Source organism: Lentzea miocenica (assembly GCF_033949945.1).
In the GTDB taxonomy this organism is placed as follows: Bacteria; Actinomycetota; Actinomycetes; order Mycobacteriales; family Pseudonocardiaceae; genus Lentzea; species Lentzea miocenica.
The window spans coordinates 42335-56090 of the sequence record NZ_JAXAVW010000044.1; the positions used below are offsets into that span (position 1 = coordinate 42335).

Here is a 13756-nt window from a genome sequence, read left to right on the forward strand (position 1 = left end):
GCTCCTCGTCACAAGAAGGTAGCTACTGACAGACCATATCCGGGTCACAACGTCGTGGCATGACTCCGTTGTGAGGGATGGTCCGGTCCTCGTCCGATCCGGTTGCCCGGTGCGAGGTGAACGCTTCACTGCCACCAGCCCACGTGACGTGGGTCTTCCGGTCGGCTTCGCGTCCGTTCGAGCCCTGGGGCTCCAGGTCTCCGGCCTCCCCCGGTACCTGTTGTGCTTCTCACCACCAGCGCGGCGAGATCGCGGGCAGCACTCGGATCGCGATCGATCTCCGGTCCGCACGACTCGCAGCGGAACGCCCGGACGCGCGGCGTCACCACGCCACGATCCGGGCAGGTCTTCAACGACGGGAACCAGCGATCGGCCACGATCTGACGACTACCCCGCCACCGCGTTTTGTACTCCAGTTGGCGCCGGACCGCAGCGAATCCGGTGTCGGCGATCGACCGCGCCAGCCGGCGGTCGCGCAGCATCCCGGGTGACGGATCCGCGCGCCGTACATCGCAGGTGGAGGAGCAGAACGCGAACCGTGCGGCACCGCAGTGCGCGGACAGAGCCCGCGCCTGTGCCGGGGTCGGGTCCGATGCGAACCGGTAGGTCTGGTGGACGATCACACTCCGAACCCTACGAGCGAGCACCGACGATTCCGGGCCCGCTACAGCGAGGTTCTCACGAGAGTGGGAGCGGGTTAATTCGATCGTGTGATCGTCACCGACCGGCAACTACGGAATGCAGTCACACTCCTTCGTGTGCCAGAACCAGCTGCCCACGTGCGGCCATGAGCAACGTTCGCGCTTCCTGGATCTCGCAGTACTTCAAGTGCTCACAAGCGGCCTCCGCGCACGCCAGGGCGTGCTGCAAGGCCAGGTTGTCCTCAACGGGACCTGCGTCCCGCAGCGCGTCACGCAGTGATTCCTCCGCGCGCCGTGCCCCGACCACCGGGTCGCCGAGTGCAGCGGGTCTCACCGAAGCGAGGACCTGCTCGACGGCCAGTTCAAGCACGCCGGTTGGTGTCCGCGTGCTCACGGCTGAGCTCATCTGCTACGCCACCTCCAAAACGTTCGTCGTCCGCCGTCGGGTGACGGCTTTACAGTACTCCGCAGGTACATGACCTGCCGTTACGCAAAAGTTTCATCTTCCGCGGCTGCGGAGTGGCCGGGTGATCTCCCGGACGCGTGGGAAGAAGTCATCCAGTGCCACCGGCAGGGGGATTCTCCAGTTCGGGTGCTCGTCGATCGTGCCCGGCACGTTCGGCTGCCGGGTTTCCCGCAGAGCGTCCTGAGGTGAAGTCAGGACCAACGCGCAGGGTGCCTGCGCGAGCAGTTCGTGGGCGCCCGCGACGCGATCGGACGGGTCGATGCCCTCCTCGCGCATCAACTCGTCGAAGTCGGGGCCGTCGGCTCCGGAGAAGAACGTCGCGGCGGTCGGCAGGTCGTGCGTGGAGATGCTGGCCATCGCCTTCGGGTTCCACCGCGACGGCGGGATCAGCGGGTGGCCGTCGGCGTAGTAGTCGCGCTGGAAGTAGAGGACGGCGCTGGTCAGCATGCCGTTCTCCTGCAACGTCTTGGTGACGACCGGCTCGACCGTGCCGAGGTCCTCGCCGACCACGACCGCGCCGGCCCGGTACGCCTCCAGCGCGAGCACGCCGAGCATGGCGTCGGCGTCGTAGTAGACATAAGTGCCGCGCGACGGCGGTTCGCCCGGCGGGATCCACCACAGCCGCCAGAGCCCGGCGACGTGGTCGATGCGGATGCCGTCCGCGTGCTTCAGGACGCTGCGCAGCACCTGCCGGAACGGGCGGTAGCCGGACTCGGCGAGCTTGTCGGGGCGCCACGGCGGCAGGCCCCAGCCCTGGCCGTCCGCGCTGAACGCGTCGGGTGGCGCGCCGACCGTCACGTCGATGGCGAACGCCTCGGGGTCGGCGAACGTGTCCGCGCCGCCGGGGTCGACGCCCACCGGGAGGTCGTGGATGACGCCGATGGCCATGCCGGCCTCGTGCGCGGCCAGCCGGACGTCCTGGAGCTGGCGGGTGCAGAGGTGCTGGAGCCAGGCGTAGAAGGCGACCCGCTCGGCCGGCGGCGCCTCGTGACCGGCGGGCCACCTGCGCCAGTCCTTGCCGTGGATCTCGGCGAGGGCGCAGTACGTGGCGAACTTCTCCAGCTCCTCGTCCATCTCGACGTCGCCGCCGGGGAAGAGCAGCTCGAGGGCCTGCTTCTTGGCGTCCCAGATCGCGTCGTAGTCGATCAGGTCCCGGTTCTCGGGCCGGAGGTCGCGGATGAGCTGCCGGGTGCGCGGGCAGGCCTGCAGGAACTCGGCGGTGTCGGTGACGCGCAGGTACAGCGGGTTCGCGAACCGGCGGCTGGTCGGCGAGTACGGCGAGCGCTCGACGGGGTGGGTCGGCGACGGCGCCTGCACCGGGTTGACCAGCACGACACCGGCGTCGAGCTCCAGCGACGAGCGGCGGGCGATCGTGGCGAGGTCGGCGAAGTCGCCCATCCCCCACGAGTCCTTCGACCGCGCGGCGTAGAGCTGGAGCATCCAGCCCCAGGTGTGCGGGACGTCCGGCAGCGTCCTGGGCGCGACGGCCAGCGTGATGGTCTGCGTGGCGGTGACGACGCGGTGCCAGCCGAGCGGCAGCGAGTCTGGCAGGTGGCGCTCGGTCTCGAAGCTGGTGCCGTCCTCGAGCTCGACGGTCGCGGGGCCGCGCAGGTCGTACGTCTCGTACTCGCGGATGACGATCGTGGGCGGCAGGGCCTGCTCCGCGCGGCGCTGCTCGATCGCGGCGAGCTCGCGGGCGACGGAGTCCTCAGTGGACGCGTCGACACCGAACTGGGCGAGCACCTTCACCACGACGTCCGGATCGACGGTGACCTCTTGCTGGTCCGCGTTCTCGTACCGAGTGGCAACGCCCCAAGCGTCCGCCAGCCGCGCCACCAACTCCTCCACAACTACAAGCTATGTCACAGCTCGATGGTTATTACCAGAGCAAATGGTCCCTGGTCACCCGAAGGGTGCAGGCCGGTTGGGACGCACACCCAGAGGTGCATTTACTCAAACATCGGATGCTTCGCCTGGAATCGCCACAACGGCTTCGACCTCGACCAGGAAATCACGTCCGAACAACGCCGCCACCTGAACCAACGTGCTGGCAGGGTTGGGCACTTCGCCGAGCGCGGGCCGCAGAATCTCGTCCCGCACGTCACGAATGGTCTGCACCTCCGACGCGTCGAGCACGAACCAGGTGAACTTCACGACATCCGACCAGTCCGCGCCAAACCTCCGAATGACGTGATGAAGATTGCTCAACGCCTGCCGCGTCTGGGCCGCCAGGTCGTCCACCCCGACCACACATCCCTTGGCGTCGACGGCCACCTGCCCGGAGATGAACGCGAGCTTCCCGGTGACCGCCACCGCGTGGGCGTAGCCGGGCGTGGTCGGCAGCGCGGGCAGCTCGGTCAGACGCTCTTCGGCGGGCATGGGCCGAACACTACTCAGGCGACAGGTCCGCTGGAGTTCCGCACGACCAGCCGCACGTGGTGCTCGGCCGGCTCGATCTCCCCGCCGCGGATCAACGTGAACAGGTCCGCGACCGCCCGTTCCCCCTGCTCCTTCGCCGCACCCTCGACCGCGGTCAGCCCGACCACGCGGGTGAGCTCCTGCCCGTCCAGCGACACGATCGACACCTCGTCCGGCACCGCCCGCCCGTCCCGCTGCATCCGCAGGAAGATGCCCAGCGCGGCCGCGCCGTTCGAGCTGATCACCGCGGTCGGCAACCGCTCGCCGTCCAGCAGCACGTCCACCACCTGCTCGCCGCCGTCGACGGTCGGCGAGCACCAGACCGTCCACTCCGGACGCACCTCGAGGCCGGCCGAAATCAGGATCTCGTCGTACGACTCGTCCTCGCCGTCGGACAGCACCAGCGCCACGTCCCGATGACCGAGCGCCTGCAGGTGCGCGACGGCCGTGCGCAACGCGTGCCGGAGGTCGGCGTCGTCGACGGTGATGTGCGGGACCTCGAGCGACTCCAACGCCGCTCGTTCGGCGTCCGTCATGGAGATGGAGAGCAGGAGCACACCGTCCACACGGCGGCCCAGCGGCAGCTCGTCGAAGAACTTCTCGCGTGCGTCCGCAGACCCGAGCACGTACAGCAGCACGTCGTAGCCCGCCTGCCGCAGAGCGCCCTCCGCGCCGGCCAGCACGGGGCTGACCTCGGACGTCAGCACCGCGATCGCGTACCGGCGCCCACCGGCGAGAGAGGAGGCGTCGCGTGCGATGGCGTACTTCATGCGCCGCGCGACTTCGCTCACGTGCTGCCTCGTGGCCTCGGACACGCCCGGTTCGCCGCGCAGGGCCCGCGATACGGTCGCAGCCGACACCCCTGCGGCTTTGGCCACATCGGACATGCTGGTCACGGCCCGAGCGTATTGGAGATCCATGAAGCCCGGCGACCTCGCCCCCGACTTCACCCTGCCCGACCAGGACGGCACCGAGCGCAAGCTGTCCGATCTCCTCAACGACGGCCCGGTCGTGCTCTTCTTCTACCCCGCCGCGATGACGTCCGGCTGCACCGCGCAGAGCTGCCACTTCCGCGACCTCGGCAAGGAGTTCGAGGAGGCGGGAGCCCAGCGCGTGGGGATCTCGATGGACGACGTGGCGAAGCAGAAGCAGTTCGCCGAGCTGAACAACTTCGACTACCCGCTGCTGGCCGACGTCGGTGGCGACGTCGCGGAGCAGTACGACGTGCGCCGCCGGTTCGGGCCCATCCCGGTCAAGCGGCACACGTTCGTCATCGGCGCCGACCGCGAGATCATCGAGGTGATCAAGAGCGAGTTCAGCATGAACTCCCACGCGGACAAGGCGCTGGCGGCACTCAGGAGTCGGTGATCGTCAGCACGCCGTAGGGCCCGGAAGCCTTGCCCTCGCGGACAGTCACGCCGTTGATCGTGTACTTGCCGTGCACCTCGGCGCCGTCCGGCCCCGCCACCACCACGAGCATCACGGACTCGGAGGCAGGGTCGGCCGGCACCTCGACGGTCCTGGTCCACGGCAGGGCCACGCTCGACTCGTTGTGCACGGTCGCGCCGACGGTCGCCGTGACGTTGAACGCCTTGCCGCTGCCGGTCACCTCGAACACCACCACGCGCGTGGGCGGGACGGGCGGCGGCGGAGGCTCCGTGTAGCGGCCGGGAGCGGTGCCGTTGTCGATGCTCTCGTTCAACGCGCTGATCGCCTGGCCGCCGTAGATCGCCGCACCCAGCGCCAGCAACGCGATGACCAGGAAGAAGATCCACGGCCCTTTGCGCGTCTTGCGCACCTCGTGCAACGGCGGAGCGACCCCGTACTCGTGCGGTTGCTGCGACATGTGACCCCCTCACCGGGAAGTCGATCTCGTACAGCCCGCCGTCACCGGGCGGCGGCGCTGGTCTGACCGAGCCGTTCGACGTGGTCAGCGCTCAGCGCGCCCGCGTCGTGCCGCCGGTACTCCGCCGCCAGCACCTGAGCCTGCTCCCGGAACGAGTCACCACGCAACACCTGGCCCACCGCGGCTTTGATCGCCTTCTCCGACGGCGTGGACGTGCGCAGGTTCAGCCCGGCGCCGGACCGTTCGACCCGCGCCGCGACCTCGGGCTTGTCCTCCGTCGCACCGGCCACGACCAGCGGCACGCCCTGGGCCAGTGCGAGCTGCACTCCGCCGAACCCGCCGTTGGTGACCATGGCCGAGACCTTCGGCAGCAGCTGGTCGTAGGGCAGGAACGGCGCGGCGAAAGCGTTGGCGGGCAACGGGCCCACGTCGTGCGCACCGACGCTCGCCACGACGGTGACGTTCTCGGCGGCAAGAGCGCGAATGGCCGGCAGGACGAGGTGCCCGAGGTCCATGTCGGCGACCGTGCCCTGCGTGACGTGCACGATCGGACGGCCAGAGCTCAGCATCCGGTCCCACCACTCCGGCAGTTCCGCGGCCGGCGCCTGATCGACCAGCGCACCGACGTACTTGACCTGCGGCGGCAGGAAGGCCCGCGGGTGCTCCAGGCCCGCGACCCCGTTCTGCAGGTGCAGGTGCGGCGACACGCTCGCCAGCCGGCGTTCTCCGGCAGGCAGGCCCAGCGCGGCGAGGATCTGGTCGCGGTGCTCGAACACGGGCTTGAACACCACGTTGTCCAGCAGCCCCTGCACCAGGGAGTTGCGCAGCCGGGCGAGCGGACCGCCGCGGTACTTCAGACCCGGTCCGAACGGCGGCACGTCCGGCGCGGGCAGCATCATCGGAGTGACGCCGACGCTGACCGCGCGTGGGCCGCCGAGCTGTTCCAGCACCGTGGCGCCGACGTACGCGGCGTCGTGCAAGACGACATCGGCCGACCGCGCGGTGAGCGCGCGCCGGAGGTCGTCGACCTGGGCCGGGATGGGGTCGAGGAACACCGAGCGCATGTCGTAGCGCAGCTTCGCGATGCCCTTGAGCCTGGTGCGGTCCGGGAACAGCTCGTCGACGTTGCGCCCGAGGTGGTCGATCGACGGATCCATCGCGATGAACTCCGCGCCGGTGGCGGTGACGCGGTCCTCGAACACCCGGCCGGTGCACCAGCGCACGCGGTGACCACGCGACGTCAGCGCGCGGGCGATCGGCAGCAGCGGCGCGACGTGACCCGGCACCGGCATGGTCGCGAACAACAGATCCATGCGCGCAGTTGATCAGACCACCCTGTACGGAGGCTAACCGCTACCGCAGCCCCGCCAGCACGAAGTCCGCGATCTCCGCCGCGAGCGCCAGTGGCGGTTTCGGCCCGTCCGGCCGGTACCACATCGGCAGCTGGTTCACGACGCCCAGCGCGATCCGCACCACGGTGTCCGCGGGCACGGCCGAGCTGAACGACCCGTCCGCCTGCCCCTTCTCGATCACCGCGAGGAACGTCTCGTGGTAGCGGCGGCGTTCGGCGCGGAAGTCGGTCATCCGATCCTCGCCGAGCCGGTGCAACTCGCGGACGAACACCGCGGTCTCGTCGACCCGTTCGGCCGTCGACACCACCAGACTGGCGAGGATCTCCCGGACCGTGTCGGCGACCGGCAGGCCGAGGCCGATGATCCGGTCCATGTCGGCGGACTGGGAGGTGATCAGCAGCCGGTAGATCTCGAAGAGCAGGTCGTCCTTCGAGCGGAAGTAGTGGTACAGCGCGCCTTTGGTCACCTCGGCGGCCGCCACGATCTCCTGCACCGAGGTCGCGTCGTAGCCCTGCGCCGCGAACAGGCGGACGGCCGCGTCGATGATCTTCTGCTCGGTCGCGCTGGGCATCGCTAAGCCCCGGGAGCCAGGGCGCGTACCTGCTCGACCTGGTCGCCGCCGGTCGGGAGCAGGGCGATGATCGGCGTGTCGACGCCAGCCGTCTGGTACTCGGCCACGCGGGCGCGGCACTCGTCCAGCGAACCGTGCACGACCAGCGCGTCCACGACCTCGTCCGGAATCGACTTCGAGGCAGCCTTGCGGTCGCCCGCCGCCCACGCGTCGTGCATCGGGCGCAGCACCTCGCCGCGACCGAGCCAGTCGTGGAACGCCGCATACGCCGGCACGGTCAGGTAAGTGCTGATCAGCATGCGTCCCAACGCCCGTGCGGCGTCGGCGTCCTCGGTCGGGCACACGAAGACGCGTGCCGCCAGCTCCGAGTCGCCGAGCTCCTCGCGGACCTGCGCCACGTCGGTGGCGGCCAGCCAGTTGGTGATCGCGCCGTCGGCCTCGCGACCGGCCAGGCGCAGCATGTTCGGCCGAAGCGCGGCCAGCATGATCGGCACCTTCTCGGCCGGCGGGCGCTCCAGCTTGAAGCCCGACACCGAGAACGTGTCGTACTCGGCGGTGACCTTCTCGCCGGCCAGCGCGGCCTTCAGGAAGCGCAACGTGTCACGGGTCCGCTTGAACGGCTCCTCGAACGGGATCGCGTTCCAGCGCTGCACGATCACCGGCGACGACGAGCCGATGCCCAGCACGAACCGGCCGCCGGTCACCTCCGCCATGGTTGCCGCGGTCATCGCGAGCGTCGCAGGCCCACGCGTGTAGACGGGTGCGATCGCCGGGCCGAAGCGCAGGTCGGAGGACCACTGCGCGGCCAGCGCCAGCGGCGTGAACGCGTCCGTGCCGGTCGTCTCGGCCGACCACACGTCCGTGTAGCCGAGTCCGGCGAGCTCGGACACCAGCGCGCGGTGCTCCAGCACCGGCACGCCGAGCAGCGGCAGCGTGATTCCCCAACGAGCCATGAACAGCCTCCACATCGCTGGTGATGTTGTCGACACGCGAGTGCTTTTCTCGCGTGTCGACAACATCACCAGCTCAGCTTGCTTCTATGAGTGTCACTACTTGGAGGCCACCCTACCGACCGGTCGGTATGCTCACAACCGCACGTGCGTACCGGCGCCTCGAAGCATGTTCGGAGACCTGCTTCTTCCGCGACCTGCTTCTTCCGCGACCTACTTCTTCCGCGCCATCGTCAGGCCGTCCGCGATCGGCACCAGCACCGACTCGACGCGCGTGTCGGTGCGCACGAACCTGTTGAACGCGTCGATCGCGGCGGCGTTGCCCTCCGGCTGCTCGGCGGCCGCCTCGCCGTAGTAGAGGGTGTTGTCCGCGAGCAGCAGGCCGCCCTGCCGGACCCGCGGCACCAGCAGGTCCCAGTAGTGCACGTAACCGACCTTGTCCGCGTCGATGAACACGAGGTCGATGACCGGCTCCTCCGGCAGCTCGGCCAGCGTCTGCGCGGCGGCGCCGAGGCGCAGTTCGATCCGGTCGCGCACGCCCGCCGCCTGCCAGGCCTCCTCGGCGATCGCGGTCCACTCGCTCGAGATGTCGCAGGTGATGACCTTGCCGGACGGGGGAAGTGCCTGTGCGAACGCCAGCGTGGAGTACCCGGTGTAGGTGCCGACCTCGACCACGGTCTGCGCGCCGGTGAGCTTGACCAGCAGGGACAGCAGCACCGCCTGCTCGTGCGGGATCTGCATCTCCGCCGAGTCGCCGAGCTCCAGCGTCCGCGCGATCAGCTTCTCCTGCACCGCGCTGGGCTGGCCTGCCTGCTCGCGCACGTAGCGGTAGATCTGCGGGGTCATGACCACGGCCTTGAAGTCGTTCACGCGCGGCCTTCTCTCATAGTCGGGTGACGAACGTCCTGAGTGTGTCCCCGAGTGTGGCTCCGCACTCGGGCGGCAGGGGGTGTTTCGCGAGGTCAAGGCCGATAGCGGACAAGATGGCGGCACGGTGCGCCCGATAGCGGCTCACGCACACGTTCTCCCGGCTGACGAGGAAGAACTCGTCGAACCGCGCTCTCTCGGCATCGGTGGTGGTCACGCGGGTACGACCCGACTCGCGCAGCAGCGAGTTGCCGTCGGGTACGAGTCTGCGCATGACCTCCATGTGTGCCAACAGGTTCGCCTTGCTCGCGAGGGAAAGCGGCGCGGCCGCCACGGGCCCCAGTGCGGCACGGGCCCGGCGCAGCAGGCCGGGCACGGGCTCGTAGTCACGTGCCCACCGCCCGCTGAACGCCGGGTCGAACGTCACCATCATCGGCCGGATGACGTCCTCGTACACCTCACGGGAACAACTGCCCGAATAGGCAAGCATCACCGAGTACGCGTCATATCCAAGCGCAGCGAGGGGGACTAGTTGCGAATCAGGCTCGCGTATCAACCGATCGAGTGAATCCGAAAGAAACCTCCAGACCAGAAATGCACCGTGATGGCCGAGAAACCAGCGGTGCACGGCGCGTTCGACCGGATCTTCGGGGGGGCTGATCACGATGGGAAGTTGATAGCAGCCGCTCGCGCACGGAATCAATTCCGCACCCGGCATCGGCATGCGCAGAAGAGGCAGGTCGACCCACGTGTGGCCCCACGTGGGAAGGCAGGCGGGAGCACTCATCGCACACCCTCCACTTCGGACACGAGGACGTCCAGGAGGTCCGCCACCCTGCCCAGCGCGGTGTCGAGTGGCCGATCTTCCACGATCGGTGGCACCTCTTCGGCTATCCGGTCGAACGCCGCCGCGAGCCGTGACGCGTGTGGGCGACGCGCGCCGACGTGCACGGCCTGGCGCAGCGCGATCGCGAGCCCCGCGTGCAGGTACCGCAGCAGGTTCGCCTGGTCGAGCGCGGTGAACGCGGCCTGGGTGCCGAACGGGACGACGTCCTGGTTGTGCAGGTTCGTCGGCAGGCTCTGCACCGAGGCGGGCGCGGCGGCACGGCGCATCGCGGCCACGGTCGCCGTCGCGGAGATCTGCACGCCCTGCAACGCGTGGTGCATGCCGGGTGCGGGACTGAGCATCGGCGGCAAACCACTGGTGCGATGGGGATCTACCAACAGGTCCAGCTGACGTTCGGCCAGATTGCCCAGCTGCACCAGGGCGACGTTGAGCTGGTCGGCCGCGAAAGCGCTGGGCTGACCGAAGAAGTTGCCGCCGTGCACGATCTCGTTGGTCTCCGGGAAGAACAACGGGTTGTCGCTCACCCCGTTGAGGTCGCGGCGCACCACCTCCTCCGCGTGCCGAATGCTCGTGCCGGCCGCACCGATCAGCTGTGGCGTACAACGAATGCTGTAGGCCTCCTGCAACGGACGCTCACCGGACGGCGTGCCGCCCTCCAGCCAGGTTCTGATCGCCGCGCCGGTGTCGGCGACGTCCGGATGGCCGAACGCGGCCAGTAGTCCACCCGACGTGAACTCAAGTCCGCAGCCGAGGACGTCGGTCATCAAGGCGGACAACAACTCCGCGATCCGGCGCGCGCGGATGGCCTGTGCGACAGCGAGTCCGAGTGCTGCGGCGGTCACCGAAATGCCGTTGACCAACGCGAGCGCGTCCCGGCCGTCCAGTTCCAGTTTCGGGAGCCCGGCGCGGGCGAGGGCTTCCCCCGCGGGCATGAGCCGACCCTGGAACAACGCGTTCCCGTTACCACGCAACGCATGTGCGACGTACGCGAGCGGCTGGAGATCACCGCTCGCGCCGACCGAGCCGAGTCTGGGCACCGCGGGGGCGAACTCGGTGTCCAGCATGCGGATCAGCGAGTCCACGACCTGCTCCGATACTCCGGATCGCCCCTGTGCCAACGAGAACAGCCGGGCCAGCACAGCCGCGCGGGCGACCGCCGACGGTAACAGTTCGCCGTGGCCGACGATGTGGTGAATGATCGTGTTGTCGCTTTGACCGGCGCCGTCCGCGCGGCCCCGGAATTCCACGAGCGGGCCGAAACCCGTTGTGACGCCGTAGATCTCGCGTCCGGAGCCACTGGCTTCGAGCACGAATTCGCGGCACCGCGCGATCCGCGCCCGCACGTCGCCGGGAAGTTCGACGTGCAGCGGATCGCGCGCGCGTTCGAGGTGGGCAGGTTCGAGAGCCGCGGCCAGGGTGATGGCGGCGGCAGAAGTTCCGACAGGCACGACGCCTCCTGTGGACGACATGGGGAGCCACTCGCGACGATCCCGGTTGATCTGTCCGCGAGGAAGGGTCTAAACGCACTACACGAAGAAGTTTCTTTTCTCCGTTCCAGCGCGTGGTAGAAAGTCGTTGTCCGTTGACAGCAAAGGTGTTCAGCCGTCCTGGGGCGTGATGAGCCCTCCCGAGCGGTGATCGAACTCTCCGCTCACGATTCGGGCCAAAAGATCGACCGACTGCTCCAGCGGAGTGAACCTGCCCGCGTCGCGCTGAGACCTTGCCCACTCGGAGATCCGCTGCTGGTCGGGGTCATCGGACTCCATGGTGGCGCCGCGGCGCATCAGGCCGACGTCGACCATGCCGGGGTCGTAGCTCAGCGCGGCGATCGGCCGGTGCTTGAGCTCGATCGCGAGGTTCTCGGTCAGCTTGATCACGGCCGCTTTCGACACCGAATACGCCGTGACGTAAGGCCATCGGTGCACCCCGGCGTTGCTGACCACGTTGATGATCCGCCCGCTCGTCATGGTGCGAATCGCGGCGTTCGCGGCGAACGCGGTGCCGCGCAGGTTCACCTCGAACGTGTGCCACCACTCGTTTTCGTCGACCTGCCACGTCGGTCCGACCGGTCCGCCGAGCGCGCCGTTGTTGACCAGCACGTCGATCCCGCCGAGGCTCTCGATCAGCTTCGGGGTCGCGTCGGGGTCACCGAGGTCCGCGACGTGCGCCGAGACGTCCACTCCCCTGGCCTTCAGCTCGGCTTCCGCCGCGTCGAGCGCCTTCTCGTCGCGGCCGGTGATGACGAGCCGGTGTCCTTGCGCGCCAAGAACTTCACTGAACGCCCTGCCGAGTTCCTTGGCGCCGCCGGTGATCAGAACACGCACTACTCGGTCTCTTTCAGCAGCCGGCGCAGGATCTTGCCCGAGACGGACTTCGGTATCTCTTCCACGAACTCAACCTGGCGCACCTTTTTGAAAGGCGCCACCTCCGCCGCCACGAACGCCATCAACTCCTCCGCGGTGACGTCGCCTTGAGTCACCACAAAGGCCTTGGGCACCTCGCCGTTAACCCGATCGGGCGCACCGATCACCGCGGCGTCCTCGACCGCGGGATGGCGCCGCAACAAGGCCTCCAGCTCGGCGGGCGCGACCTGGTAGCCCTTGTACTTGATCATTTCCTTGATCCGGTCGACGACGTGGAACCGGCCGTTGTGGACGCGCACGAGATCCCCGGTCCGCAGCCATCCGTCCACGAAGGCCTGTCGCGTGGCCTCGTCGTCGTTCAGGTAGCCGTCCATGACCTGCGGGCCGCGCAGGAGCATCTCGCCCTCGGCCGCGTCGTTGCCCGTTCCCGGCTCGACGATCCGCGCCTCGGTGCCGGGACAGAGCACGCCGACGCTCGTGGGGTCGGATTCCAGGTCGTCGTCGAATGTCTGGTGCGTGCCGCCCGCCTCGGTCAGTCCGTAACCCTGCCGGATCGGGGCCCGCATCTTGCGTTCGGCGGCCTGGCGAATGCCTTCGTCGAGCGGGGCGGCGCCGCACAGGACGAGTTTGAGGTCGAGACTCGGGATTTCGCCTTCGTGGTCCGCGATCGCGGCGGCGAGGGGCGGCACCAGGAACGCCCGTGTGACGCGATGTTCGGCGAGGCGCCGCAAGTAGGTGCCGGCGTCGCCGCGGGGCAGGGTCACCAGCGTGGCGCCGCCGAGCAGGCCGGAGTTGAGGATGATCGCGAAGCCGTAGATGTGGAAGAACGGCAGGTTCGCCGCGAGCACGTCGGTCTCGTCGATGCGCCAGCCGGGGCGGTGCTGTTCCAGGTTGGCCGTGAGCGCCCGGTGGCTCAGCTTCACGGCCTTGGTGAGTCCCGTGGTGCCACTGGAGAACAGGATCGCCGCGATCCCACCGGGGTCGCCGGGCGGGAGCGGTTCGGTGCCGCCCTCGGGAAGGTCGTCGAGGTCGAGCGTCCGGGTGACGCGCGCGAGGTCCTTGTGCCGTGCGAGCTCTTGCGGCGTGAGCATCGGGTTGATCAACGCCGCCGTCGCACCGGCCGCCATGATCGCGTGCAGCCCGACCGCGTACCTCGGCCGGTTCATGCTGGCGATCGCGACCGTGTCACCGGGCTTCGTGCCGGTTCTGACCAGGCCTTTCGCCACGCTCTCGACCTGTTGCCGGAGTTCGGCGTAGGTGAGCCGCTCGCCCGTGACGGCGTCCAGCAGCGCCAGCTTGTCGTAGCTGGGCGCGAGGACGTGCGCGGGCAAGGTGGTTTCGGGAACGACCACCGCCGGCAGGGGGCTGCGGTAGATCACTTGCTCGACTCCGTTGTCCACGCTGCCGGGCCTGATACCCAGCAGCGTGGTCGGAG

General features: G+C 68.9%; 15 protein-coding genes. 1 reads left to right on the forward strand and 14 read right to left on the reverse strand.

Annotated features, from left to right (window positions below; genetic code table 11):
• Nucleotides 1-125: 125 nt before the first annotated feature.
• The 5 genes from SK803_RS46670 to SK803_RS39970 form a co-directional block, all read right to left on the reverse strand.
• Complete coding sequence (locus SK803_RS46670) at nt 126-482, reverse strand: zinc ribbon domain-containing protein (RefSeq protein ID WP_406601653.1); 357 nt, start codon at nt 480-482, stop codon at nt 126-128.
• Nucleotides 483-744: 262 nt separating this feature from the next.
• Nucleotides 745-1047, reverse strand: coding sequence for a hypothetical protein (locus SK803_RS39955; RefSeq protein ID WP_319971405.1), 303 nt, complete (start codon nt 1045-1047; stop codon nt 745-747).
• Nucleotides 1048-1140: 93 nt separating this feature from the next.
• Complete coding sequence (locus tag SK803_RS39960; protein WP_319971406.1) at nt 1141-2955, reverse strand: 4-alpha-glucanotransferase; 1815 nt, start codon at nt 2953-2955, stop codon at nt 1141-1143.
• A 105-nt stretch (nt 2956-3060) separates the two neighbouring features.
• On the reverse strand, nt 3061-3486 hold the full coding sequence (locus SK803_RS39965; RefSeq protein ID WP_319971407.1) for a RidA family protein: 426 nt from the start codon (nt 3484-3486) through the stop codon (nt 3061-3063).
• 14 nt (nt 3487-3500) lie between these two features.
• Nucleotides 3501-4412, reverse strand: a complete 912-nt coding sequence (locus SK803_RS39970) for a LacI family DNA-binding transcriptional regulator (protein WP_319971451.1) — start codon at nt 4410-4412, stop codon at nt 3501-3503.
• Nucleotides 4413-4443: 31 nt separating this feature from the next.
• Here SK803_RS39970 and SK803_RS39975 point away from each other — a divergent pair, with 31 nt between their 5' ends.
• Nucleotides 4444-4893 (forward strand): peroxiredoxin, encoded by a 450-nt coding sequence (locus tag SK803_RS39975; protein WP_319971408.1) that lies wholly within the window; start codon nt 4444-4446, stop codon nt 4891-4893.
• Here the strand turns inward: SK803_RS39975 and SK803_RS39980 are convergent.
• From SK803_RS39980 to SK803_RS40020, 9 genes are all read right to left on the reverse strand, one after another.
• The gene (locus SK803_RS39980; RefSeq protein ID WP_319971409.1) at nt 4880-5371 is read right to left on the reverse strand and encodes an MmpS family transport accessory protein; all 492 of its coding nucleotides are present in this window, start codon (nt 5369-5371) and stop codon (nt 4880-4882) included. The two genes, SK803_RS39975 and SK803_RS39980, sit on opposite strands and share 14 nt — an antisense overlap.
• Before the next feature lie 41 nt (nt 5372-5412).
• Nucleotides 5413-6684, reverse strand: a complete 1272-nt coding sequence (locus SK803_RS39985; protein ID WP_319971410.1) for a glycosyltransferase — start codon at nt 6682-6684, stop codon at nt 5413-5415.
• A 40-nt stretch (nt 6685-6724) separates the two neighbouring features.
• Entirely contained in the window at nt 6725-7294 is a 570-nt protein-coding gene (locus SK803_RS39990) for a TetR/AcrR family transcriptional regulator (RefSeq protein WP_319971412.1), read from the reverse strand.
• A 2-nt stretch (nt 7295-7296) separates the two neighbouring features.
• Nucleotides 7297-8247, reverse strand: a complete 951-nt coding sequence (locus tag SK803_RS39995; protein ID WP_319971413.1) for an LLM class F420-dependent oxidoreductase — start codon at nt 8245-8247, stop codon at nt 7297-7299.
• Between the two features lie 210 nt (nt 8248-8457).
• On the reverse strand, nt 8458-9114 hold the full coding sequence (locus tag SK803_RS40000; protein ID WP_319971414.1) for an O-methyltransferase: 657 nt from the start codon (nt 9112-9114) through the stop codon (nt 8458-8460).
• 13 nt (nt 9115-9127) lie between these two features.
• On the reverse strand, nt 9128-9898 hold the full coding sequence (locus tag SK803_RS40005) for an L-tyrosine 3-hydroxylase (protein ID WP_319971415.1): 771 nt from the start codon (nt 9896-9898) through the stop codon (nt 9128-9130).
• Nucleotides 9895-11406 (reverse strand): HAL/PAL/TAL family ammonia-lyase, encoded by a 1512-nt coding sequence (locus SK803_RS40010; RefSeq protein WP_319971416.1) that lies wholly within the window; start codon nt 11404-11406, stop codon nt 9895-9897. Before SK803_RS40010 ends, SK803_RS40005 begins: the two co-directional genes overlap by 4 nt.
• A 150-nt stretch (nt 11407-11556) precedes the next feature.
• On the reverse strand, nt 11557-12282 hold the full coding sequence (locus SK803_RS40015) for an SDR family NAD(P)-dependent oxidoreductase (protein WP_319971417.1): 726 nt from the start codon (nt 12280-12282) through the stop codon (nt 11557-11559).
• Entirely contained in the window at nt 12282-13700 is a 1419-nt protein-coding gene (locus SK803_RS40020; RefSeq protein ID WP_319971418.1) for an AMP-binding protein, read from the reverse strand. The genes SK803_RS40015 and SK803_RS40020 overlap by 1 nt, the downstream gene beginning before the upstream one ends.
• Nucleotides 13701-13756: the final 56 nt, after the last annotated feature.

Bases quoted from the DNA above. Each gene is read 5' to 3' on its own strand.
- SK803_RS46670 (WP_406601653.1), bottom strand. From the start codon at position 482: ATGCTGCGCGACCGCCGGCTGGCGCGGTCGATCGCCGACACCGGATTC.
- SK803_RS39955 (WP_319971405.1), bottom strand. From the start codon at position 1,047: ATGAGCTCAGCCGTGAGCACGCGGACACCAACCGGCGTGCTTGAACTG.
- SK803_RS39965 (WP_319971407.1), bottom strand. From the start codon at position 3,486: ATGCCCGCCGAAGAGCGTCTGACCGAGCTGCCCGCGCTGCCGACCACG.
- SK803_RS39970 (WP_319971451.1), bottom strand. From the start codon at position 4,412: ATGTCCGATGTGGCCAAAGCCGCAGGGGTGTCGGCTGCGACCGTATCG.
- SK803_RS39975 (WP_319971408.1), top strand. From the start codon at position 4,444: ATGAAGCCCGGCGACCTCGCCCCCGACTTCACCCTGCCCGACCAGGAC.
- SK803_RS39980 (WP_319971409.1), bottom strand. From the start codon at position 5,371: ATGTCGCAGCAACCGCACGAGTACGGGGTCGCTCCGCCGTTGCACGAG.
- SK803_RS39985 (WP_319971410.1), bottom strand. From the start codon at position 6,684: ATGGATCTGTTGTTCGCGACCATGCCGGTGCCGGGTCACGTCGCGCCG.
- SK803_RS39990 (WP_319971412.1), bottom strand. From the start codon at position 7,294: ATGCCCAGCGCGACCGAGCAGAAGATCATCGACGCGGCCGTCCGCCTG.
- SK803_RS39995 (WP_319971413.1), bottom strand. From the start codon at position 8,247: ATGGCTCGTTGGGGAATCACGCTGCCGCTGCTCGGCGTGCCGGTGCTG.
- SK803_RS40005 (WP_319971415.1), bottom strand. From the start codon at position 9,898: ATGAGTGCTCCCGCCTGCCTTCCCACGTGGGGCCACACGTGGGTCGAC.